The organism is Nonomuraea sp. NPDC000554 (genome assembly GCF_040300065.1).
In the GTDB taxonomy this organism is placed as follows: domain Bacteria; phylum Actinomycetota; class Actinomycetes; order Streptosporangiales; family Streptosporangiaceae; genus Nonomuraea.
Genome location: NZ_JBEPDC010000017.1, coordinates 126,886 through 149,410, shown reverse-complemented (window position 1 = coordinate 149,410; position 22,525 = coordinate 126,886). Strand labels below are relative to the sequence as shown.

Annotated in this window: 18 protein-coding genes and 1 pseudogene; 8 read left to right on the top strand and 11 right to left on the bottom strand. The window is 71.6% G+C overall.

The window, feature by feature from the left end; genetic code table 11:
- Positions 1 to 4: 4 nt before the first annotated feature.
- From ABT294_RS29735 to ABT294_RS29725, 3 genes are read right to left on the bottom strand one after another with little or no spacing between them, the layout of a single operon-like run.
- Positions 5 to 838, bottom strand: a complete 834-nt coding sequence (locus ABT294_RS29735; RefSeq protein WP_350809585.1) for a carbohydrate ABC transporter permease — start codon at positions 836 to 838, stop codon at positions 5 to 7.
- The gene (locus ABT294_RS29730) at positions 825 to 1,712 is read right to left on the bottom strand and encodes a carbohydrate ABC transporter permease (RefSeq protein WP_350809584.1); all 888 of its coding nucleotides are present in this window, start codon (positions 1,710 to 1,712) and stop codon (positions 825 to 827) included. The genes ABT294_RS29735 and ABT294_RS29730 overlap by 14 nt, the downstream gene beginning before the upstream one ends.
- Positions 1,705 to 2,982 (bottom strand): ABC transporter substrate-binding protein, encoded by a 1,278-nt coding sequence (locus tag ABT294_RS29725; RefSeq protein ID WP_350809583.1) that lies wholly within the window; start codon positions 2,980 to 2,982, stop codon positions 1,705 to 1,707. Before ABT294_RS29725 ends, ABT294_RS29730 begins: the two co-directional genes overlap by 8 nt.
- A 103-nt stretch (positions 2,983 to 3,085) precedes the next feature.
- Between ABT294_RS29725 and ABT294_RS29720 the strand changes: the two genes are divergently transcribed.
- The 8 genes from ABT294_RS29720 to ABT294_RS29685 all read left to right on the top strand — a co-directional run bounded on the left by ABT294_RS29720 (position 3,086) and on the right by ABT294_RS29685 (position 11,111).
- Positions 3,086 to 4,000, top strand: coding sequence for an N-acetylglucosamine kinase (locus tag ABT294_RS29720; RefSeq protein ID WP_350809582.1), 915 nt, complete (start codon positions 3,086 to 3,088; stop codon positions 3,998 to 4,000).
- Positions 3,997 to 4,686: an N-acetylmannosamine-6-phosphate 2-epimerase gene (locus ABT294_RS29715; protein WP_350809581.1), complete on the top strand. Its 690-nt coding sequence runs from the start codon at positions 3,997 to 3,999 to the stop codon at positions 4,684 to 4,686. The genes ABT294_RS29720 and ABT294_RS29715 overlap by 4 nt, the downstream gene beginning before the upstream one ends.
- Positions 4,683 to 5,384 carry a GntR family transcriptional regulator gene (locus tag ABT294_RS29710; RefSeq protein WP_350809580.1) on the top strand — a complete coding sequence of 234 codons (702 nt, stop codon included), beginning with the start codon at positions 4,683 to 4,685 and terminating at the stop codon, positions 5,382 to 5,384. Before ABT294_RS29715 ends, ABT294_RS29710 begins: the two co-directional genes overlap by 4 nt.
- 123 nt (positions 5,385 to 5,507) lie before the next feature.
- Positions 5,508 to 5,927, top strand: a complete 420-nt coding sequence (locus ABT294_RS29705) for a glycine-rich domain-containing protein (RefSeq protein WP_350809579.1) — start codon at positions 5,508 to 5,510, stop codon at positions 5,925 to 5,927.
- A gap of 220 nt (positions 5,928 to 6,147) precedes the next feature.
- Positions 6,148 to 7,356: a M20 family metallopeptidase gene (locus tag ABT294_RS29700; protein WP_350809578.1), complete on the top strand. Its 1,209-nt coding sequence runs from the start codon at positions 6,148 to 6,150 to the stop codon at positions 7,354 to 7,356.
- Entirely contained in the window at positions 7,349 to 8,236 is an 888-nt protein-coding gene (locus ABT294_RS29695; RefSeq protein WP_350809577.1) for a GNAT family N-acetyltransferase, read from the top strand. The genes ABT294_RS29700 and ABT294_RS29695 overlap by 8 nt, the downstream gene beginning before the upstream one ends.
- Complete coding sequence (gene menC, locus ABT294_RS29690; protein ID WP_350809576.1) at positions 8,233 to 9,339, top strand: o-succinylbenzoate synthase; 1,107 nt, start codon at positions 8,233 to 8,235, stop codon at positions 9,337 to 9,339. The genes ABT294_RS29695 and menC overlap by 4 nt, the downstream gene beginning before the upstream one ends.
- A gap of 92 nt (positions 9,340 to 9,431) precedes the next feature.
- Entirely contained in the window at positions 9,432 to 11,111 is a 1,680-nt protein-coding gene (locus ABT294_RS29685; RefSeq protein ID WP_350809575.1) for a PucR family transcriptional regulator, read from the top strand.
- Here the strand turns inward: ABT294_RS29685 and ABT294_RS29680 are convergent.
- From ABT294_RS29680 to ABT294_RS29650, 8 genes and pseudogenes are all read right to left on the bottom strand, one after another.
- Complete coding sequence (locus ABT294_RS29680) at positions 11,089 to 13,203, bottom strand: prolyl oligopeptidase family serine peptidase (RefSeq protein ID WP_350809574.1); 2,115 nt, start codon at positions 13,201 to 13,203, stop codon at positions 11,089 to 11,091. The two genes, ABT294_RS29685 and ABT294_RS29680, sit on opposite strands and share 23 nt — an antisense overlap.
- A complete protein-coding gene (locus tag ABT294_RS29675; RefSeq protein ID WP_350809573.1) occupies positions 13,200 to 14,339 on the bottom strand; it encodes an erythromycin esterase family protein in 1,140 nt (379 codons plus the stop codon). Before ABT294_RS29675 ends, ABT294_RS29680 begins: the two co-directional genes overlap by 4 nt.
- Complete coding sequence (locus ABT294_RS29670) at positions 14,321 to 16,168, bottom strand: ABC transporter substrate-binding protein (protein WP_350809572.1); 1,848 nt, start codon at positions 16,166 to 16,168, stop codon at positions 14,321 to 14,323. The genes ABT294_RS29675 and ABT294_RS29670 overlap by 19 nt, the downstream gene beginning before the upstream one ends.
- A 116-nt stretch (positions 16,169 to 16,284) precedes the next feature.
- Positions 16,285 to 17,187 carry an ABC transporter permease gene (locus ABT294_RS29665; protein ID WP_350809571.1) on the bottom strand — a complete coding sequence of 301 codons (903 nt, stop codon included), beginning with the start codon at positions 17,185 to 17,187 and terminating at the stop codon, positions 16,285 to 16,287.
- Positions 17,184 to 18,134: an ABC transporter permease gene (locus tag ABT294_RS29660; RefSeq protein WP_350809570.1), complete on the bottom strand. Its 951-nt coding sequence runs from the start codon at positions 18,132 to 18,134 to the stop codon at positions 17,184 to 17,186. The genes ABT294_RS29665 and ABT294_RS29660 overlap by 4 nt, the downstream gene beginning before the upstream one ends.
- Positions 18,131 to 20,131 (bottom strand): ABC transporter ATP-binding protein, encoded by a 2,001-nt coding sequence (locus tag ABT294_RS29655; protein WP_350809569.1) that lies wholly within the window; start codon positions 20,129 to 20,131, stop codon positions 18,131 to 18,133. Before ABT294_RS29655 ends, ABT294_RS29660 begins: the two co-directional genes overlap by 4 nt.
- Positions 20,132 to 20,327: 196 nt before the next feature.
- Positions 20,328 to 20,440 (bottom strand): annotated as a pseudogene (locus ABT294_RS50880) (IS982 family transposase); the annotation flags it as partial.
- Between the two features lie 164 nt (positions 20,441 to 20,604).
- Entirely contained in the window at positions 20,605 to 22,011 is a 1,407-nt protein-coding gene (locus ABT294_RS29650) for a serine hydrolase domain-containing protein (protein WP_350809568.1), read from the bottom strand.
- Positions 22,012 to 22,525 lie beyond the last annotated feature (514 nt).

The window sequence follows — 22,525 nt, the reverse complement described above, 5'->3', positions numbered from 1 at the left end:
GACCTCATTTCATTCCGGTGATGGCGATACCTCTGACGAAGTACCGCTGCATGATCATGAAGACGATGACGGCGGGCGCGGTGAAGAAGACGCAGGCGGCCATGAGCGGCCCCCACTGCACGCCGTGCTCGCCGAAGAAGCTGTAGAGGCCGATGGACAGGGTGTACTTGCTGTCGTCGTTGAGGTAGATCAGCGGCAGCAGGAAGTCGGTCCAGGTGGCCACGAACTGGAACACGGCCACGGTGGCGAGCGCCGGTTTGGCCAGCGGCAGCATGATCTGCAGGTAGATCCGCAGCTCCGAGGCGCCGTCGAGGCGGGCTGCCTCCCGCAGCGAGTCGGGGATCCCGGTGAAGAACTGCCGCAGCAGGAAGATGTAGAACCCGGTGCCGAAGAACTGCGGGATGACCAGCGGAAGGAACGTGCCGACCCCGCCGACCTCGTTCCACAGCAGGTAGAGCGGGATGAAGGTGATCTGCGGTGGCAGCATCATGGTGGCGAGCACGCTGAGGAACACTCCATCGCGTCCCCGCCACCGCAGCTTGGCCAGCGCGTAGGCCACCAGCGGGCACGACAGCAGCGTGCCGAGCACGTTGAGGACGACCAGCACGAGCGTGTTGCCCACGTACCGCAGGTACGGCATCGAGCGGACCGCGTCGCCGAAGTTGTCCACCGTCCACGTCCTGGGCAGCAGCTGCGGCGACTGGAAGATGTCCTGTGGATCCTTGAACGCGGTGAACAACATGATCGCGAAGGGGAAGAGGAACCCCACGGCGATGAGGACGAGTATCGCGTGATACCCGGCGCGCTTTCCCAGGTAGCGACGGCTAGTCGAGGCCATAGTGCACCCACCGCTTGGAGGTCTTCAGCACGATCGCGGTCAGCGCGAGGATGACCGTGAACAGCACCCACGCCATCGCCGAGGCGTAGCCCATCTTCAGGAAGGAGAACGCGTTCTGGTACAGGTACATGGTGTAGGTGAGCAGGGAGTCGCCAGGTCCGCCGGCCGCCGGGTTGAGCCGCTCCTGTGCCAGCAGGTACGGCTGGGTGAAGATCTGCAGCGATGTGATGATCCCCATGATCAGCTGGAACAGCGTCACCGGCGTGATCGCCGGCCACGTCACATGCCAGAACCGCTGCCGCGCGTTGGCCCCGTCGACAGCGGCCGCCTCGTAGAGCTGCTGCGGCACCTGCTTGAGCGCGGCCAGGTAGATGACCGCCGTGGAGCCGATCCCCCAGAATCCCACCAGCAGTACGGCGGGCTTGGTCCACAGCGGGTCGTCCAGCCAGTTGGGCTGGGGGAGGTGCAGCAGGTCGAGCAGCTGGTTGAGGTAGCCGTACTGGGCGTTGAGCATCCAGCGCCACAGGTAGGTCGCGGTCACGATCGGCACGATCGCCGGTAGGTAGACGATCGCGCGATACAGCGGCTGGCCGCGTACCGGGAAGTTCAGCGCCAGCGCGACCAGCAGCGCGAGCGCCAGCATGACCGGCACGCCGAACACGGTGAGGTAGACCGTGTTCCACAACGCGGTCATGAAGCGGTCGTCGGCCAGCAGCCTGGCGTAGTTGTCCAGCCCCACCCACTCGGGGCTCTCGAAGAGGTTGAAGTCGGTGAAGCTGTAGTACAGCGAGGCCAGAACCGGCCCGGCGGTGAGCACCAGCAGGCCGACCAGCCACGGCGAGCTGAACAGGATGCCGGAGCGCCGCTCACTCATAGCCCTGGACCTTGCCGGCGACCTCGGCGAGCGCGTCGGCCGGCGACTTCTCCAGCCGGTTGACGGCGTCGAAGGCGCTGGTCAGGTCGGCGTTGTACTGGGTGTAGGACGGCAGGCTCGGCAGCGCCTTGAGGTTCTTGCTCTTCAACTGGTCCAGCCACACCTTGAAGTTGGGGAACTTGTCGTAGCGCGGGTCGTCGAGCAGGCTCGTGCGGGCCGGCAGGTTGGTCAGCGCTTCGGTGAACGCGCCCATCGCCGGTGGTGAGAGCAGGTATTTCATGAACTCCCAGGCCTCCTTCTTGTGCTGGGAGTTCCTCGGGATGTACAGCATGCTCGCCGTGGCCTGGCTGCCGCCGGCCAGCTCGGGGTGGTCATCGGGGTAGGGGATGGGCGCCGCGCCCCAGTTGAGCTTGGGCGCGGCGCTCTGAATCAGGGCCGACTGCCACTCGCCGTCGATCATCATGGCGAGCTTGCCCTGGTAGAAGGGGTTCTGCGGCGACTGGTACTCGCCGAAGCCCGAGGTGAACTTCTGCACCTCGGCGGCGCCGTACTTCTTGATGACGTTGTTGACGTAGAAGTCGACGGCGGCGACGTTCTGTGGGGCGGTCGGGGCGGGCTTGCCGCCGCTGTACCAGTTGCCGCCCCAGGCCATGGCCAGCGTGATGTAGTCGGTGCCCTGGCCGGTCGGGGAGCCGAAGCCGAGCCGGGTGAGCCCGCCGGAGCCCTTCGTGGTGAGCTTGGCGGTCGCGTCGGCGAGCTCGTTCGCCGTCTTCGGCGGCTCCTTGATCCCTGCCTCCTCCAGCAGGTCCTTGTTGTACAGGAGCATGAAGGAGTGCATCGCGATCGGCGTCGCGTAGAGCTTGCCGTCGTACGTGACCTGCTCCATGGCCTGTGCCACGAAGTCGCTCAGGTCGTACTTGTCGGCCTGCACATACTCGTCGAGCGGTTCGAGCACGCCCTTGGACGCCCACGCCCCGGTGTTGGAGCCGAAGCTGTCGGAGATGTCGTAGGCGCCTCTCGTGCTGGTCATCGCCGCGAGCTGGGCCTGCTGGTCCGGGTTCGACACCCCGGTGACCGTGATCTTGTCCTGGCTCTTGTTGAAGTCGGCGATGACCTTCTCCATGGCCTCGGCTTCCTTGCCGGTCCACAGGTAGGAGAAGCGGATGCTCACCTTCCCGCCGCTCCGGTCGGACGAGCCGCCGCCACAGGCCGCCACGAGCAGACAGCCGGCGATGGTCGCCGCCACTACCACAGGCCGCGTCTTGTTCATGGCATCCTCCGGGGGGTTGCTAGGTACGGGCCACTTTCTCTCAGGTCCGTACCTGAAGTACCGTAGATCGACGCGCGGATACCGGTCAATAGAGGGGGCACGAGTGGAGTCAACGCTCAGCATCGACGCCGGGCAGTCGGGTTGCCGGCTGCGACTCGGGGATCGCGAAGCAGACGCGGCCGGGCTTCCGCTCGGCGTGCCGCCTGGTGAAGCCCTGCTGCGGACGCTGACGCCGCTGGTCGACTCCATGGCGGGCGACATGCGTATCGGCACCGTCGCCGCGGGGGTGACCGGCGTGCACGGGCGGCCGTCCTGCGCGGACGAGATCCTCAGGGCATGGTCTCCGCGGTACGGCACGCGCCGCGTCGTCGTCGCGGACGACTGCGTGACCGGCTACCTGGGCGCGCTCGGCGAGCAGGCCGGGGCGGTGGTGGCAGCGGGCACCGGGGGGGTCGTGCTGGCCTCGGACGTAGCGGCCGCCTCCGCCAGGGTGGACGGACTCGGGCACCTCCTCGGCGACGCAGGCAGCGGGTTCTGGATCGGGCGGCGCGGGTTGGAGGAGGCCTTCCGCTGCGCCGACGGGCGCGGCGGGTCACGCGCCCTGCTGGACCTGGCCGGACGCCACTACGGCGACCTGGGCGAGCTGCCCACGCGCTTGTCGGCCGACCCTGCGAGGGGAGCCACGATCGCCGGGTTCGCCGTCGACGTGGCCGAGGCCGCCCGAGCGGGAGACGCCATCGCCGCCGCGATCTGGACGGAGGCGGGCCGATTGCTCGCCGAGTCCACCCTGGCCGCGCTCCGCCGTACCGGAATCGAGAAGGCGCCGGTGTCGTGGACCGGCGCGCTCTTCTCCGCGGGCGGGCTGATGCTCGATCCGTTCACCGCCGCCCTGCCAGGTCTCGACGTGCGCCCGCCGCGCGGTGCCCCGCTGGACGGCGCGTCCGCACTCGCCGTGATGGGCGCGGTCGCCTGCTTCGGCCCCCTCGTCGACACTGCCACACGGAAGGAAGACAAGTGATCCTCGACAAGCTGCGCGGCGCGGTCGTCGTCTCCTGCCAGGCTCCAGAGGGCAACCCCCTGCGCACCCCGGCGCACATGGCCGCCATGGCCAGGGCCGCCGAGCTCGGCGGCGCCCGCGGCATCAGGGCGGAAGGCGCCGCCGACATCGCCGCCATCAAGGCTCGCTGCGCCCTGCCCGTGATCGGCATCAGGAAGATCCACCGCGAAGGCTGCCCGGTCTTCATCACCCCCACCTTCGACGACGCCGTCGCGCTGGCCGGCGCGGGCGCCGACCTCATCGCCGCCGACGGCACCGAGCGCCCGCGCCCCGGCGGCGAGACCCTTCCCGAGCTGATCAGGCGCGTACACGACGAGCTCGGCGTCCCGGTCATGGCCGACGTGGACAGCCTTGAGTCGGGCCTGTTCGCGGCCGATTCCGGCGCAGACCTCATCGCCACCACGCTCTCCGGATACACTGGCAGTGATCATCACCCGGACGAGCCCGACCTGGAGCTGGTGCGCGCACTCTCCGAAACGCAACCAGTGCCGGTCGTCGCCGAAGGGAGGATCTGGTCGCCCGATCACGTGGCGGGCGCCTTCGCCGCGGGCGCCTTCGCTGTCGTGGTCGGCACCGCGATCACCAACCCGGTCGACATCACGCGCCGCTTCGTCGCGGCCGTCCCACGAACCCTGGCGCGGGAATGAGTAGACAGCCCAAATACCAACACGTCCGGGGCCTCCTGGTCGCCGAGATCGACCTGTTGCAGCCCGACGAGGCGCTGCCGCAGGAGCGCGAGCTGGCTGAGCGCTACGGCATCAGCCGTGCCACCGTGCGGCAGGCACTGCAGTTGCTGACGGAGGAGGGCCGCGTCTACTCCGTGCGAGGCAAGGGCACGTTCGTCGCCCGGCAGCGCATCTCCAAGGAGCCAGTGCTCACCTCCTTCAGCGAGGACATGCTGGCCCGCGGCCTGCAGCCAGGTTCACGCCTCCTGTCGGCCGAGGAGGTGCCCGCGCCCGCGGCCACGGCCCGCGCGCTGGAGATCGAGGAGGGTACGCCGGTCTACCGCATCGTCCGCATCAGGCTCGCCGACTTCCTGCCGATGTGCCTGGAGACGCTGCACCTGCCCGCGCGTCTGTTCCCCAAGCTTCTCGACCAGGATCTTGGGGGCTCGCTGTACCGGGTCATGGAGACGCGCTACAACACCCGGGTCTCCGGCGCCGATCAGGACCTGACCGCGACCGTGCTGACCAAGCTCCAGGCAGAGTTGCTCGGTGTTCCCGCCCGCAGCCCCGCGCTGCGCGCCATGCGCATCAGCGTCGACACGCGGGGACGGCTGGTGGAGGAGGCCGAGTCCCTCTACCGTGCCGACCGCTACAACTTCCACCTGGTCATCCGCCGCTGACCGTCACGGGGCGAGTGCGCAGGAAGCCCTGTGACGCCAGGGCGCACGACGTCACGCGACCTGGGAGAGGACGACACACCCGAACCGCAGCAAACCGGCAGCGTAATCTTGCCAACACTTTACGTGGCGGATCATGGTCGCGGGCAGGCGTCCGGCCTCCCCTCGAAGCCCTACACCACACCCGGCCGGCACACCTTCACCGTGCCGAGCGGCGTGTCCGAGATCAAGGTGGTCCTGACCGGCGCCGGAGGCGGCGGCGACACCAGCAATCCAACCGCGCCAGGCGGCCCTGCGTTCGGGGGCGGCGCAGGCGGCTACGCCCAGACCTGGTGCGCCGGCAGCGACGCCGGCCTCCACTTCGGCCAGAAGGGCGCCAACGGCAACTCCGCCGGGACCCGTGCCGGAGGCATTCCAGGCATGCCCGGGTCCGGGGTCCACAGCGCCTGCCCCCAAGGGACCGGCGTGGGCGGCTACGGCGGCAACGGCCCCGATCCCAAGCCCGGCCTCCCGGGCCAGAGCGGCTGCGTCATCCTCACCTACTGACCGTGTAGCAGCCGAGACGCTGAACGCCTGGGAGCCGACACCGGCCCCAGGCGTTCTCCTGTACAGCTGCGCGTTCTGGTCCTGTGTCATCAGCTCGCGGTGTGCGTCGGCAGGTGGCAAGGCTGCGTGCCGCCCCATTCATCGCCCGGTCCCAACGGGACGAGCCGATGTTGGCCGACCGGACAGGTCCGCGCCCGCCGCGCTTCGCCATGCTGGAGCGATGCGCCGATCAGGAAATGAAGATCCCGCCGCAGCCGCGATGATCGCCGACATCGATCGGCTCGTGCGCTGCGAGTCCCCGTCCGAGGACCTGGCCGCTGTCGCCCGCAGCGCGGAGGCGGTCGCCGAGGTCGGCGCCCGGCTCCTGGGCGCGCAGGCGGAACGGGTGGCGGTGGACGGCTGCGTCCACCTGCGCTGGCGGTTCGGCGGCGAGCCCCGGGTGCTGCTGCTCGGGCACCACGACACGGTGTGGCCGGTCGGCTCGCTGCGGACGCATCCCTTCGAGGTGCGCGACGGGCTGCTGCGCGGGCCCGGGTGCTTCGACATGAAGGCCGGGCTGGTGATGGCCTTCCACGCGCTTGCGGCGCTGGACGACCTGGACGGCCTGACCCTGCTCGTCACCGGCGACGAGGAAACCGGGTCCGCCTCCTCGCGCGCGCTCATCGAGGACGAGGCCCGCGGGTGCTCCGCCGCGCTGGTCCTGGAGGCCGCCGGGCCCGGCGGAGCCCTGAAGACCGCGCGCAAGGGCGTCTCGCGCTACGAGGTGCTGGTGCGGGGACGGGCCGCGCACGCCGGACTGGAGCCGGAGCGCGGCGTCAACGCCTCGGTGGAAGTGGCCCGCCAGGTCGTCGCCGTGGCCGGGCTGGGCGATCCCAGGCTGGGCACGACCGTCACGCCGACCCGCCTGGAGGCGGGCACCACGGTGAACACCGTGCCCGGGTCGGCGCGCTTCGAGGTCGACGCCCGGGTTTGGGAGGCCGCCGAGCAGATCCGCGTCCACGCCGCGATGCTCGGCCTGCGGCCCGCGCTGGAAGGCGCCGAGCTGGAGATCAGGGGCGGTCCGAACCGGCCGCCGCTCCCGGCCGCGGCGTCGGAGCACCTGTTCGAGCGGGCCCGCCGGCTCGCGGCGACGCTCGGGCTCGGCCCGCTCGCCTCGGTCGCCGTCGGCGGCGCCTCCGACGGGAACTTCACCGCGGGAGTGGGCACGCCGACCCTCGACGGGCTGGGCGCGGTCGGCGGCGGGGCGCACGCCGACGACGAGCACGTGGTCGTAGCGGAGCTGCCGAGGCGGACGCGGCTGCTCACGGCCCTGGTCGCCGAGCTGCTCGGGGCGCGGGGTTGTCCGCCCGGACGAACCAGAGCCCATCCTCCCGTGCTCGCCGACCAGCTACAGGGCCCGACCGGCTGGAACCATGACCGGCGTGACTGATCTCATCCGCGACCGTCGCGGGTTCCGGCCCGTCGACTTGGCGTACGGCGCAGCCGAGGCGGCCGCGCGCAGCGCGGGCGTCGACATCCGCCCCCTGGACAGCGTCGCCGAGTTCGAGGCCGTCCGCCGCCTGTATGAGCGCATCTGGCGTACCGGTGACAGCAACCCGCCGGTGACGGCCGACCTGCTGCGGGCGATGGAGAAGGCGGGCAGCTACGTCAGCGGCGCCTTCGACGGCGACGAGCTGGTGGGCGCCTGCTTCGGCTTCTTCTCCCCGCCCGCGCGCGAGGCCCTGCACAGTCACATCGCCGGCGTGCTGGCGCGTGTGCAGGGACGTAACGTCGGCTTCGCGCTGAAGCTGCACCAGCGCGCCTGGGCCATGTCGCGCGGCGTCGGCGAGGTCTGCTGGACCTTCGACCCGCTGATCCGGCGCAACGCCTACTTCAACATCACCAAGCTGGCCGCCGACCCGGACGAGTATCTCCCGAACTTCTACGGCCCGATTGACGACGACATCAACCGCGACGACGACACCGACCGGGTTCTGGTGCGGTGGCGGCTGGAGTCGCCCGCCGCCGTGGCGGCCTGCGCGGGCGTGCCCAGGCCGGCCGACGCGGCGTCCGCCCGCGCGGCGGAGGCTGCCGTGGCGCTGGACATGTCGCCGAGGGGCGGGCCGGTCGCCGGCCGCGCCGGCACGCGCACCGTGCTGGTCAGGGTCCCCGGGGACGTCGAGACCATGCGCGAGCACGACCCGGGGCTGGCCGCGCAGTGGCGTACGGCGCTGCGGGACGTGCTTGGTGACCTGCTCGCCGAGGGCGCGCGGGTGCGCGGTTTCGACCGCGCGGGTTGGTACATCGTGGACAGGCAGGAGTCGCTGTGAAGCTCATCGGGGTAGAGATCCGCACCATCCGGATGCCACTCGTGGCGCCCTTCCGTACGTCGTTCGGGACGGAGACCGTACGGGAGGCGCTGGTGCTGCGCGCCGTCACCGGCGAGGCCGAGGGGTGGGGCGAGTGCGGCGCGGGGACCGCGCCGCTGTACTCCTCGGAGTACACGCACGCCTCAGCCGACGTACTGAGCCGCTACCTGGTCCCGGCGCTCGCCGGGGTGGCCGACCTGGACGCGCACCGCGTCGCTCCGGCGCTGGCCGGGTTCAAGGGCCACCGGATGGCCAAGGCCGCGCTGGAGACGGCGGTGCTGGACGCCGAGCTGCGCGCGGCCGGGGTCTCGTTCGGCCGGGCCCTCGGCGCGGTCCGCGAGAGCGTGCCGTGCGGGGTGTCCGTGGGGATCACCGGGTCGATCCCCGAACTGCTCGACACCGTGGCCGGCTACCTGGAGGCAGGTTACCTGCGGATCAAGCTGAAGATCGAGCCCGGCTGGGACGTCGAGCCGGTCCGCGCGGTGCGCGAGCGCTTCGGCGACATCCTGCTGCAGGTGGACGCCAACACCGCCTATGGGCGCGGCGACGCGCGGCACCTGGCAGGGCTCGACCCGTTCGGGCTGCTCCTGCTCGAGCAGCCGCTGGCGGAGGACGACCTGCTCGGGCACGCGGAGCTCGCGGGGCGGATCAGCACGCCGATCTGCCTCGACGAGTCGATCGTCTCGGCTCGCGCCGCCGCCGACGCCATCGCGATGGGTGCCTGCCAGGTGGTCAACATCAAGCCGGGCCGGGTGGGCGGATACCTGGAGGCCAGGCGGATCCACGACGTCTGCGCGGCGCACGGCGTGCCGGTGTGGTGCGGCGGCATGCTGGAGACGGGGCTGGGCCGAGCCGCCAATGTGGCGCTCGCCGCGCTTCCCGGGTTCACCCTGCCCGGCGACACCTCGGCGTCCGAGCGCTACTACCGGGCCGACCTCACGCCGCCGTTCGTCCTGGAGGACGGGCACCTCGCGGTGCCGACCGGCCCGGGGCTGGGCGTCGCCCCGATCCCCGAGGTCCTGGACGAGGTGACGGTCGCCACGGAGTGGGTACCCCTCGCCTGAGACCGGTCCGGTCCGGTCCGACGAACCGGGTAGCATCCTTTCGTCATGCAGAACGAACGCCGACCCACCCGCGCTGCGCTAGCTTCGGCCGCGTGCTTGTCCCCGTGACCAGCCTCCCGCGAGCCAGCCTCGCCCGCGTCCTGGAGGAACTCGGCTCTACCCTGCTCGACGTCGTCTGCGGCGACGTCGAGCAGGCCGGCGACGTCGGCGGCGTCGTCATCTACGACCCACTCGACGAGCCCGAGCTGCCGAGCCGCGCGCTGGTGTTCGGCGTCGGCCTGCACGACTCGGCCGACCTCGCCCGGGTGGTGACCCAGCTCGGCCGGCACGACGCCGTCGGCCTCGTGGTCCGTGCGCCGGTCGTGCCCGACGACGGTCTGGTCGCGGCGGCCCGCGAGGCGGGGGTGACGGTCCTGTCCTTTGCGCGCGGCGCGTCATGGACGCACCTGGCGGGGATGCTCCGGTCGCTGACCGCCGAGGGCGGCGGGCTGGCCGACCGGGACGCGCACACGGTCGGCCGGATCAGGTCCGGCGACCTGTTCGCGGTCGCCAACGCCATCGCCGCGCTGCTCGACGCGCCCGTCACCATCGAGGACCGCAACTCGCGGCTGCTGGCTTTCTCCAGCCGGCAGGAGGAGGCCGACCACTCGCGTGTCCAGACGATCCTGGGCCGCCAGGTCCCGGGGCGCTACACGCGCATCCTGGAGGAGCGCGGGGTGTTCCAGGCGATCTACCGCAGCGACCGGCCGGTCTACGTGGCGCCCCTTCCCGAGCCGGTCGACCCGTCGCTGCCGCCGGAACTGCCCCGGGCGGCGATCGCGGTGCGGGCCGGGGACGAGATCCTCGGCACGATCTGGGTGGTCGTCCCCGAACCGTTGGACGAGGAGCGCAGTGAGGCGCTGTACGAGGCGTCCAAGCTGGTCGCGATGCACATGGTGTGGCAGCGCGCCGACGCCGACATGGAGCGGCGGCTGCGGGCCGAGCTGCTGAGCACCGCCCTGGAGAGCGGGCCGGGGTCGCTGGAGGCGGTCCGCCGCCTCGGGCTGAAGGACGAGCCCGTGGTCGTCCTCGCGCTGACCGTCGTCGGCTCGGCGGCCGAGCACCCGCTGCCCGCCCAGCTGGCCACCGAGCGCAAGCGGCTGGCCGACGCCTTCGCCATGCACCTGTCCGCGGCGCACCCGCGGGCCGCCGCGGCGCTCATCGGCGACGTCGCCTTCGGCGTGCTGCCCCTGCCGCAGAACCGGGAGCAAGACCGCGAGGACGTCGAGGAGCGCGCGATGTGGGTCGCCACCGAGTTCCTGGCCCGTGTCGGCTCGCGGCTGCGCCCGCTGATCGGGGTCGGGCCGCTCGCCGCTGACAGCTCGGCGCTCGCCCGGTCGCGGTCGGGTGCCGAGCGCGCCCTTCGCGCGCTGCGCTCAGGGGGCGGCGGGCAGCAGGTGGCCCGCCTGGACGACGTGCACGTCGAGGCGCTGCTGATCGAGCTCGCCGACCTCGTCCCGCGCGGCGACATCCCCAGCGGGGCCGTCGCCCGCATCGTCGCCTACGACAGGGAGCACCAGAGCAGCCTGGCCGAGACGCTCCGGGCCTGGCTCGACGCCTTCGGCGACGTCGCGGTGGCCGCTGCCGCGATGTACGTGCACCCCAACACCTTCCGCTACCGGCTGCGCCGCGCCGCCGAGGTCGGCCGGCTCGACCTCGGCGACTCGGGCGCGCGGCTGTCGGCCATGTTGCAGCTGCGCCTGATGTCGATCAGGTCGGTCCCGGACGGCTGACGCCCGGCAGGCCGAGCGTGCCGATCAGGAACGCCAGCCACTCGGCGTCCTGCGCGACAGCGACGTCGGGGGCGGTCGCCGCGCCGTGGCCGGCGTCTTCGAAGACATGCAGCAGGATCGGCGCGTCCCCCCGCTGCGCGGCCTGCAGGCGAGCGGCGAACTTGCGCGCGTGCCAGGGCCGGCACCGTGGGTCGGTCGCCCCGGCCTGCAGGTAGACCGCCGGGAAGACGCCGGGCTCGACCAGCTGGTACGGCGAGAGCCCGAGGAGCCGCCGCACCTCGGCGGGGTCGTCCGGGTCCCCCCACGCCTTGCGTATGACGAAGTCGAGGTAGGGGTCGCGGGTGCCGCCGATGAGGTCGAGCAGCGGGGCCCTCGGCAGGACCGCACGCCACAGCTCGGGCCGCCGAGTGACGGCGATCCCGCACATGAGGCCGCCGTCGGAGCCGCCGGTCAGCGCGAGCCGGTCGGGGCTGGTCAGGCCGGTGGCGAGGAGGTGCTCGGCGACCGCGACGAGGTCGGCGTCGCGGACGTGCTTGCGCTCCCGGTGCGCGGCCAGGTACCAGTCGCGGCCGAACTCGCCGCCGCCGCGCAGGTACGCCTGGACCAGCACGCCTCCGGCGGCGACGAAGGCGGCCAGGTCGGGCTGGTACTGCGGCAGGAGCGGCACGTTGGCCGCGCCGTACGCGGAGATCAGCACCGGCGCCGGATCACCGCCGGCGCCGCGCACCACGTGGAACGGCACGGCGACGCCGTACGGATCGCCGCAGGTGCCGCGCACCACGTGGTACGGCACGGCGACGCCGTCCGGCGCGAGGGCCTCGCCCTCCTCCAGCACGGCGTCGAGGACGATCGCGGGGGGCGTCAACGTCTCCGGTTCCGTCTCGCCGGGCCGGTGCCGGTAGACGCCCCAGGAACTGGTGAGGGTGGAGAAGGCGAAGACGAAGTCGGCCGCGGGCGTGCCGGTGGCCAGGGCGGTGAGCGGGAAGAAGGGCGCGGCGAGCGCGCCCCGGCCGGGGAGGCGGACCTCGCCGGTGACGGCTCCCGAGCGGTCGAGGATGCGCACCCTGGCGAAGGTCCGGTCGAACTCGCTGAGGTAGAGGTGCTCTCCGACCGGGGTGAGGGAGCGCAGCACCGTGTCCCCCTCCGGGACGAGCTCGGTCCACCCGGCAGGGTCGCTGGGGGCGGCCGCGTCGAGCGGGATGGCGACGACCCTGCCGCGCGGGGCGTCGACGTCGGTCACCGCGATGTAGCGGTCGCCCACGACGTGCCCGGCGATCGTCCCCGTGCACCCGGTGACGAAGGGCCGCCAGGCCGTATCGGGGTCGGAAAGGTCGCGCACCGCGACCGGGACGGGGCTGCCCACCCGGTGGGCGGCGACGGCCCAGCGGCTGCCGGTCGACATCTGGACGAGCGTGTACTCGCGGGAGCCCTCGCCGACCGGGATCGGCTCCGGTTCGGTCCCGCCGCCGAGCCGGTGGAGGAAGACCGTCTGCCGGAACTCCTCCGGCGTGCCGGTGAGCGCGAAGAAGTAGAAGCCCGTGCTGTCCGGCAGCCACGAGACGCCGCCCGCCCACGCGCTGTGCAGGACCTGCTCGGGCGCGCCGTCGAGCTGCCGCCCGGAGGCGACGTCGACGAGCCGGATGGTGTTGTGCTCGCTGCCGTCGGTGCACAGGCCGAGCGCCAGGACCCGGCCGTCAGGCGCGGGCGCCAGCCAGGACACGACCGGCGGATGCTCGCCCGCACCGCATCCGGCCAGGGAGACGATCTTCCGCCCGTCTCCGAGGGGCTTGTCGGAGACGACCACCACGGGCGCCGAGCCCTCGGGCGGGGTCACGACGCGGAACCAGCGGCCGGAGGCGTACGTCGGCAGGGTTGGGCGGGAGCCGGTGTCGCAGGCGCGGATCAGGTCGCGGACGGCCTCCGGATCCTGGCCGATGTAGACGGCGGCGGTGGCGAGCTCGGCCTGCCGCCGCTGCCACTGCCGCACCTCCTGGGTCTCCTTCTCCAGCCAGCGGTAGGGGTCGGGCACGCGCACGCCGGCGACGTCCTCGACGACCTCGACGGTGCGGGCGGGCGGGTAGGCAGCGGTCACGGTGACTCCGGCTCTTCTGGGGACTGGGCTCCGGTCTCGAACTCTGCGCGGAGCCGCTCGAACGCGCCGGGGACCCGGGTCACCCGGCGGACGTGGATGAGCGCGTCGTAGGCGGCGGGGAAGTCGTCGACGGGGTCGAGGCCGCCGGCGGCCAGCGTGCCCGCCACCCCGTCGAACAGCTCGGCCGGCGCGTGGCGCAGGTCGACAGCGGCGACGGGCCGGCCGAGGCGCTCCAGCCGCGACTCGATGGCGTTCGGCGGCAGGGTGCGCTCGTGGAGGGAGACGTCGCAGTCGAACGGGCGCGGCGAGCGCTGAGTGAAGCGCACCTCGGGGCCGGAGCCGTACGTCATCCCGATGACGACGGGACCCTCGCCGAGCAGGCCGCCGAGCATCGGCCGGCCGTGCAGCGGCGTGCGCCGGACATGCGCGTTGTGCGCGCTCACGACGATCCGCTCCTCGCGCTCCAGGATCCAGCGCACGGTATCGGCCATGAACACGTCGCGCGGGTACGGCCCGGCCCTCGGCACGTCCAGCTCGGCGAGGAAGGCGCCGATCGAGGCCCCGCACCGGTGCACGCCCCCGTCGTCGTGCGCCGCCGTACGCTCCACCAGGGCGCGGAGGCCGTCGAGCAGGCGGGCCCGCTCAGCGGCGGGCATGGCCCGGTAGCGGATCGCCGCCTCGGTCCGGCCGCCCAGGTCGCTGAGGCGACGGAGTTCCTCGTCGCCGGGGAGCTCCGGCAGCCGGTCGAGGCACGCGCGCACGGCCGGTCCGGGCGAGGTGGAGGAGCCGGGCAGGTCCATGCCGTAGAAGCTGACCTTCGTCGGGTTCGCGGCGTTCCACTCACGCATCCAGGTCAGCTGCCGCCACATGGGCTCGCACTCGCCGAACCGGTAGGTGATGCCGTCGCGGGCGACCGTCTCGACCTCGCCGGGCCCGCCGTGGATCCACGCGTCGACGGCCAGCCCTTCGGCGAAGCCCGACTCCATCACGAAGGCGGTGAACCCGTGCTCCTCGACGAGCAGGCGGAACAGCTCGTCCTTGAGCTCGTAGAACTCCGTGATGTTGTGCGCGCCCTCGCCGAGGGCCACCACCCTGGCGTCACCGGCCAGGTCTCGCGCTAGTCGTGGAAGTACCATAGTTCCGGCGTGTACAGGAAGCTGATCAGGGCGTTGAACGACGACTGCGGGCCCGACAGGGTGTTCTTCCACACCACCAGCGTGTGCGGGGTCGGGAGGAAGAGCACCGGCAGGTCCTGGGCGAGGCTGGTCACCTCGGCCGAAAGCGACTTCTCGTCCGCCCCGAAGGTCGAGGCGCTGATCAGCTTGTCCGCCTCGGCGTTCTTGTAGCTGCCAAGATTGAAGCTGCCCTCGGTGTTGAACACCGTGTTGCTGCTCGGGTAGCCGGCCGCCAGGTAGAGGGGGCCGTAGTCCTGCATCGCCCACTCGTTCTTGGTGGCGGGGGCGAAGGTGTTGCCGTAGTTGGCGTACATGTAGTTGAGCGACTTGGTCACGATCTTGACCTCGATGCCGAGTTTCTTGGCCGCTGAGGCGAAGGCGACGTCACGCGCGCCGACGAAGGCCGGGGAGCTGGCGGAGGCCAGGGTGAAGCTGATCGTCTGCCCCTGCGGGATGTCCGCGCCGCACTGGCCGGGCCCGGTGCCAGCACGCTCGCAGGTGGTGGAGCCGTTCGGCGCCACCTTCCAGCCGTTGTCGGTGAGCAGCTTCTCGGCGGCGGCCGGGTCGTGGGGGTAGGGCGGCTGGTCGCCGAAGGCGGGCGGGTAGGGGGATCCGGTGCCCGCGGTGCTGTAGTTCGGGGAGCCGGCGCCGTTGTAGATGCCGCGACTGGCGATGTAGCCCTGCTGGTCGATCAGCCGCTGCAGTGCCTGGCGGACGTACGGCCGCTTGATCACCTTGTCGAAGTTGTTGACGGTGTTCGCGAAGTTGATGACGAGCGAGTCGAACCGGGCGGGGGCGGGCGCGCCGTACACGTTGTAGCCCTTGGCCTTCAGCTCGCCGATCTGGGTGGCGAAGCTGGAGTCCAGCGTGCCGACGGTCAGGTTGCCCGCCTTGAACTGGTTGAGCACGGCGGCGGCGGAGGTGAAGGCCTTGAAGTCGATCTGGTCGAGCCGCGACTCGCCCGGTCCGCTGTAGGACTCGTTGCGCGCCAGGGAGAACGAGCCGGTCGTCGGGTCGAAGCTCTTGAGCCGGTAGGGGCCGTTGACGACCTGCCACAGCGGGTTGCTGGCGAAGGTGGCCTGCGACTCCGACTGCTTGGTGAGGTACTTGTAGATCGCCTTGGCGTTCTCAGGCTGCTTGTAGTCGAGGTGCGGGCCGCCGGTTGCGGCGATGTTCCACTCGGTGGAGGGCAGCACGTACAGCAGCGTCAGCATGGACAGCAGGTACGACGGGTTGTACGTGGTCTCCAGCTTGAGGGTGAGCGTGTCGGGCGCGGCGGCCTCGGCGCTCACGCCGTCGGGGAACTGGCCGGGGGTGTAGAAGCTCCAGTTGGCCGGGCTCTCCGCGAGCGCTGCTTTGAGCAGGGCCAGAGAGAAGACGACGTCATCGGCCGTGACCGGCTTGCCGTTGGACCACTTGTAGTCCTTCATCTTGATGGTCACGGTGTCGCGGTCGGGGCTGTAGACGGGCGGCTCGGCCAGGCTCAGCTCGGCGTCGGAGACCTGGTCGCCCTCGCCGCTGGGCCGGTAGAGGGAGCGCCACAGCTGGCCGCGGGCGATGACGGTGCCGTTGGCCGCCGCCGGCGGGTAGGGGTAGATGTAGTTGGGGCTGAGCCCGGGGGTCAGCGCGACCGTGGCGGTCCCGCCCTGCTTGGGGGTGCCGGTCTGCGTGGGCTTGGCGGTGTAGCTGCCGGCGATGTCCTTCGTCGTTCCCCCGCCGCCGCTGCACGCTGTGGCCAGCACGGCGACGGCGGCGACGAGTGCCGCGGAGAGGCGGCCTCGGTGGTTCATTGATGGCTCCCTGAAGAAGTGTGCCGGGGTGCGTTGACACTGCACCAGCGGCTTCGACCCGTGTTCGGCGATGCGGACAATTCCGCGCGCCCGCCTCCGTCCTGGTGAACAGGGCATCAGTCGGCCCGCCGCCCGACCGCGTCGCGGAGCGCGTCGGCGAGCAGGTTGAGCGCGAGCACGGTGAGGACGATGCAGCCGCCGACCGGGTAGATCAGCCACCAGTAGTCGGCGGAGATGTAGGTGACGCCGCTGGCCAGCTGGCTGCCCCAGTCGGCGGTGGGGTAGGTCAGGCCGAACCCCAGGAAGCCCAGGGCGGCGACGACCAGGACGGCGTCGGCGACCTGGAAGGTGATGTTGACGATGATGACGCCGAGCGCGTTCGGGATCAGATGGGTGAGGATGGTCCGCGTGCGGGAGGCGCCCATCAGCTTGGCGGCCAGCACGAACTCCCTCACCCGTAGGGTCAGCACCTCACCGCGCACCAACCGGGCGGAGACGAGCCAGGAGAACCCGCCGATGACGAGGCTCAGCGTCAGCGCGTCGGCGTGGAAGCGGGCCGACAGGATCAGCACGAAGAACAGGAACGGGATCGACAACATGACGTCGACCAGCCGCATCATGAACCCGTCGACCGCACCCCCGGCCAGCCCGGCCACGGCCCCATAGACGGTGCCGATCGTGGTGGCGAAAAGCGCGGCCAGCAGCCCGATCTGCAGCGACACCTGGCCGCCGGACATCAGCCGGCCGAGCACGTCGAAGCCGTTGGTGTCGGTCCCGAGCGGGTAGCCGGGGCCGGGCGGCAGGGCCGCGTTGACCAGGTCCACGTCGGTCTGGTTGGTCTGGTAGAACAGCGGCCCGAGGAAGCAGAACCCGGCGATGAGCAGCAGGAGCAGCCCGCCGGCCAGGCCGAGCGGATGCCGGCGCAGCCCGCGCAGGACCGACCGGATCGAGACCGGGTTCCTCTCCGCCGACGTCTCGGCCTCGGGGGATGGCGCGGCGGTCACATCTGGTGCGGTCATGTGCTCAGCTCGATTCGGCGGTCGGTGGACGCCACCACGACGTCGGCGATGAAGTTGCCGGCCACGGTCAGCACGCCGCCGATGAGGGTGTAGGCCAGGAGCACCGGGTAGTCCTCGCGCTGCAGGCTGTTGAGGAACAGCAGGCCCAGGCCGGGGTAGTTGAAGAGAGACTCGACGATCAGGTTGCCCGCCAGCAGCGTGGGGACGAGCGTGCCGACCAGCATGACCAGCGGCAGGCAGGCGTTGCGCAGCAGATGGCGGGTGAGGATCAGCCGCTCCGGCAGGCCCTTGGCGCGCGCGACCCGGACGTAGTCCTGGCCGAGCTGGTCGAGGGCGGCGGAACGCTGGTACTGCGCGAAGACCGCGACGCTGGTGACGGCGAGCGTGATGACCGGCAACGCCATCGCCCGCGGATCGGTGAAGACCACCCACGGCGAGTGCGACTGCGACGCCTCCGCCGGAAAGATCCGGATTGTCTGGCTGAAGACGGCGATCAGCAGCAGCCCGACCAGGAACGACGGCGTCGCGTAGAGCACGTACGACGCCGCGGTGGCGACCCGGTCGACGACGCTGTTGCGCCGGACCGCCTGCAGAATGCCGAGCGGGACCGCGATCAGCAGCGCCAGCACCAGCCCGGCCAGCGACACCATTGCACTACGGCCGGCGTTCCGGGCCAGCAGCGTGCCCACGTTCTCGTTCAGCTTGTACGACCGGCCCAGGTCGCCCTGGAGCAGCTGGCCGAGGTAGCTGAAGTACTGCACAACGACCGGACGGTCGAAGCCGTGCGCCCGGTTGAAGGCCGACACGGCCTCCGGCGAGGCGCGCTGCCCGAGGACGACACGTCCCGGGCTGTCCGACACCAGGTGCAGCATGAGGAAGACGACCGCGGAGATCCCGAGCAGGACGAGGAGCGAGACCGCCAGGCGGCGGAGCACGTACCAGGTCATGAGCGCGACTCCTCTCGGCGCAGTGGGTGATGGCAGGCGACGTGGTGGGTGCCGGTGACCGGCGTCAAGGGGGGCTCCTTCTGGGCGCACAACTCGGTCGCCAGGGCGCACCGGGTGCGGAACCGGCAGCCGCTCGGCGGGTCTATGGGGCTTGGCAGCTCGCCGCGCACCCTCGCGGCCGCCGGGGCTTGCGGCGCCTCGGGGTCGGCGTCCGGGATCGCCGCCAGCAGCCCCGCGGTGTAGGGGTGCGCGGCTGAGCCGTACACGTCCTCGGTGGTGCCGGTCTCGACCAGCTTGCCCAGGTACATGACGCCGACGCGGTCGGCGAGGTACCGCACCACCGCGAGGTCGTGCGAGATCACCACGCTGCTGAGCCCGCGTTCGAGCTGGATGCGGCGCATCAGGTTGAGGACCTGCGAGCGGATGGAGACGTCCAGGGCGCTGACCGGCTCGTCGGCGATCAGCACCTTCGGGTCCAGGGCGAGCGCGCGGGCCAGGCCCACCCGCTGCCGCTGCCCACCGGACAGCTCATAGGGGTAGCGCTCCAGCATGCTCGCCGGCAGGCCCACGTCCCGCAGCAGCTCGCGGGCGCGGGCGGTGCGCTGGGCGCGGGTGCCGACCCCCTGGATGGCCAGGGGTTCGCGCAGGATCGCGCCGATGCGCATGCGGGGGTCGAGGGAGGCGTTGGAGTCCTGGAACATCATCTGCAGCTGGGTACGTCGGGGCCCCAGCGCGCGGGCGCTCATCCGTGCGACCGGCTCGCCGTCGAAGATCACCTCGCCGGAGGTGGGCCGGTCGAGAGCGACCAGCATGCGGCCCAGGGAGGACTTGCCGCAGCCCGACTCGCCGACGAGCCCGAAGGTCTCCCCAGCCGCCACCTCGAAGCTCACGCCCGAGACCGCCTTGACGGTGCGGCGGCCGCCGAACAGGCCCGCGCTGCCCGCCGGGTACTCGCGCCGGAGGTCGACCACGCGCAGGCGCGGCTCCGTGACGGCTGGCGCCGGGACGACCAGCCGCGCGCGGCCTCTTGCGGCCGGGCCGTCGGCGGGGTGCCAGCAGGCGTAGACGTGGTCATCGGCCTCGGCCGCGGGCGGCGGGGGCTCCTCGCGGCACCGGTCGGTCACGGCGGCGCAGCGCGGCGCGAACGGGCAACCCGCCTCGACCACGGTCAGGTCCGGCGGCGCCCCGGGGATGCTGAAGAGCTCCTCGCGGCGGTCCTGCGTGAGCGACGGGATCGAGGAGAGCAGCGCCTGGGTGTAGCGGTGCCGCGTCCGGCCGAACAACACGGGCGTCGGCCCGGTCTCGGCCACGCGCCCGGCGTACATCACCCCGACGCGGTCGGCGTGCCGGGCGATCACCCCCATGTCGTGGGTGACCAGGATCATCGACATGCCCAGCCGGGACCGGAGGTCGTCGAGGAGGTCGAGGATCTCCGCCTGGATGGTGACGTCGAGCGCGGTGGTCGGCTCGTCGGCGATGACGAGCCGGGGCTCACAGACCAGCGCCATCGCGATCATCACGCGCTGCCGCATGCCGCCGGAGAGCTGGTGCGGGAAGTCGTCCAGCCGCTCGGCCGGCCGTGGCAACCCCACGAGGGCCAGCATCTCCTCGGCGCGGGCGCGCGCCTCCCGCTTCGAGGCGCCGCGGTGCAGCCGAACCGGCTCGGCGACCTGCTCGCCGATGCGCTTGGTCGGGTTCAGCGCGGTCATCGAGTCCTGGAAGACCATCGCCACGTCGTTGCCCCTGATCGCGCGGTACTGCGCGGCGGGCAGCCCGACTAGCTCCCTGCCGTCCAAGTCGATCGAGCCTGAAGTGACCCGGCCGCCGGCCGGCAGCATGCCCATGATCGCCAGACCGGTCATCGACTTGCCGGACCCGGTCTCGCCGACGATCCCCAGCGTCTCGCCCCGGTCGAGCGCCAGGCTGACACCGGACACTGGGCGGACGACCCGATCGCCCCGCCGGATCTCGACCGACAGGTCACGGATCGTCAGCAAACGGCCGCCATGCGCGTCCCTGGAACCATCGGCCGTGCTCAAGGCCGTGCTCTCCCAATCCATCCGACGATATTGGGGCGCGATCCCCTGGTGGTGTTCGTCGCTTCGATCGAACCTTGAAGTCCGCGTTCGTCCACCGGGACGAACTGATCGCCGGGCGCCGTGAACGGCTGATTCCAGGACATACGGCTGAGCGTCAACGGTCATAGGCGGTGAGGGATCGTGCGGTGGGCCGGCCGGTCTTGTCGTGGTGCCAGATCGCGGAAGTCAGAGCATGATCACTCTGATGGTGGCGCCGGCTGGGGTGCGTGGCGCGACCGACCGGCCTGGCAGGCCGACTATCGTCGCTGGCGCTCACCGGTTGAACGAGGAGTGGCCTGGCTGGTGGCCCGGGCAACCGCCGCCTGATGACAGGATGCCGATCCCATCCACGGCGGGCACAGACCGAGTTCTTCAGCGATCCTTCACGGCGTTCAGGACGGCACGCGCCGGTCGGCCCGGCCGGTGTGCAGGTAGAGGGCGCGCCCTTGCCCGTCGTCTCCGAGGAAGGCGAGCGGCGCGCGGACGCCCCGTTCGGATTCGGCCGGAAGCACCGAGTCGCCGCGCCAGGCGACCAGCTCAGTGCGGTACGGCGCCTCGTCCAGGTCGGCGGTGACGCCGAGGGGGACGCGGTCCAGCCACAGCCGCCCTTCGGGGTCCTGGCTCACCGTGGTCCGCGAGGTGCTCGACAGGTAGGTGCCGACGTAGCGGGCGGCGTCCAGCAGGGGCGCGGCCGGGTCCGGCCGGGGCACCTCACCCGGCTCGACTCCGGCGAGCTCGCCGAGCACCCGCCCGGCGAGCTCGCGGAAGACCGGCTTCGGGGAGCCGCCGTTGGTGAGGATCACCAGCGCCACGCCGCGCTCCGGGACCACGCGGAGGAACGCTGACTGGCCGATGGTGTTGCCGTCGTGGCCGAAGATCGCCCGGTCGGGGCGGTGGAAGAGCTCCCAGCCGAGGCCCCAGCCGGTGCCCTGGTCGAGGTCGGGCTGAGAGACCTGCGGCTGCCGCATGGCCCGGACGCTCTCCTGGCTGAGCACCGCGCGGCCGTCCGGCCCCCGGCCGTCGTCCAGGTGCATGCGGGCGAAGGCCAGCAGGTCGCGGGCGCGCATCGCCAGCATCGAGCCGGCCGGTGCGTTCGATCGGGCCAGCGCCCAGACGCGGGTGGGTTCGAGCGGGCCGCCGGGCTCCTGCTCGATGTGCCCAACCGCGGTGCGGTGGAGGATCGCGTCGTACGGGTCGTTCGCAGCGTGCGTAAGGCCCAGAGGCTCGAACAGGTGCGCCCGCATGCAGTCGTCGAACGGCCTGCCCCGGACAACCTCGATGATTCGCCCCAAAACGCAGAAGCCGGCGTTGTTGTAGGAGAACATCTCTCCTGGCTCGAACAGCTGCGGCACCTCGTGCAAGAGGTCGACGTACTTCTCGAGGCAGTCGTCGCCCTTGCCGGTGTCGGTGAAGATGTCGCCCTCGAAGCCCGAGACGTGGCACAGCAGCTGCCGCACGGTGATCCGCACGGCCGCGCGCTCGTCGGCGATCATGAAGCCGGGCAGGTAGGCCCGCACCGGCGCGTCGAGGTCGAGCCTGCCCTCGTCGACCAGCTGCATCGCCAGCGTCGCGGTCAGCACCTTGGTGATCGAGCCGATCTGGAAGAGCGAGCCGGTCGTGGCCTCGACGCCGGTGGCCGTGCTCAGCACCCCGGCCGCGACGTCGACCGACTCGTCGCCGGCGCAGACCGCCACCGCCGCCCCGGGCACCCGGTTCTCGGCGAGCAGGTCCGGCAGCCGGCTTCGCAGCCACGCGCTCATCTCATCGAAGCTCGACACCGGCATCCCCCCTGACTCCATGTCGCTGGAGCATAGGCCAGGTCAAACGGACCGCGTTCGTCCGATTCCACCACGGGCGGCCCGCCGGTTCGTCCCGGCGGACGATCAAGCGTCAAGATCACCCACCCGGAGCACCCCGTCGTCGGCCCCGAAGAGCACGATGGGTTCACCACGCAGGTCGTCGACAGGTCTTGACGGCCCGATTCGCGCCGCGCTCATCACCGCTCAGCTCATGGGGACTGGCGGTCATCAGGCCGCGGCGGCGCCGATTCGCGAGCAGATGCGGACCGACGCCGGCATCACCTTTGTTGCGGAGCGCACGGACGGCAGCGGGCTCACCATCGGTGTGAGCCCGGACTCGAGGAGCGCGAGGCCCAAGACGTTCGCCGCGGGCGTTCCGGTGGCGATCGAGCAGCCCGAGAGCCCGCAGACCATCAGCCGGCCCAGATCGTGGGCGGTGACGGTCCCGTCTGCAGCTCCGTCATGGTGGTGCCGGGCTGATCCGCGTCAGCCCGGCACCGGCGTTCATGTCTCA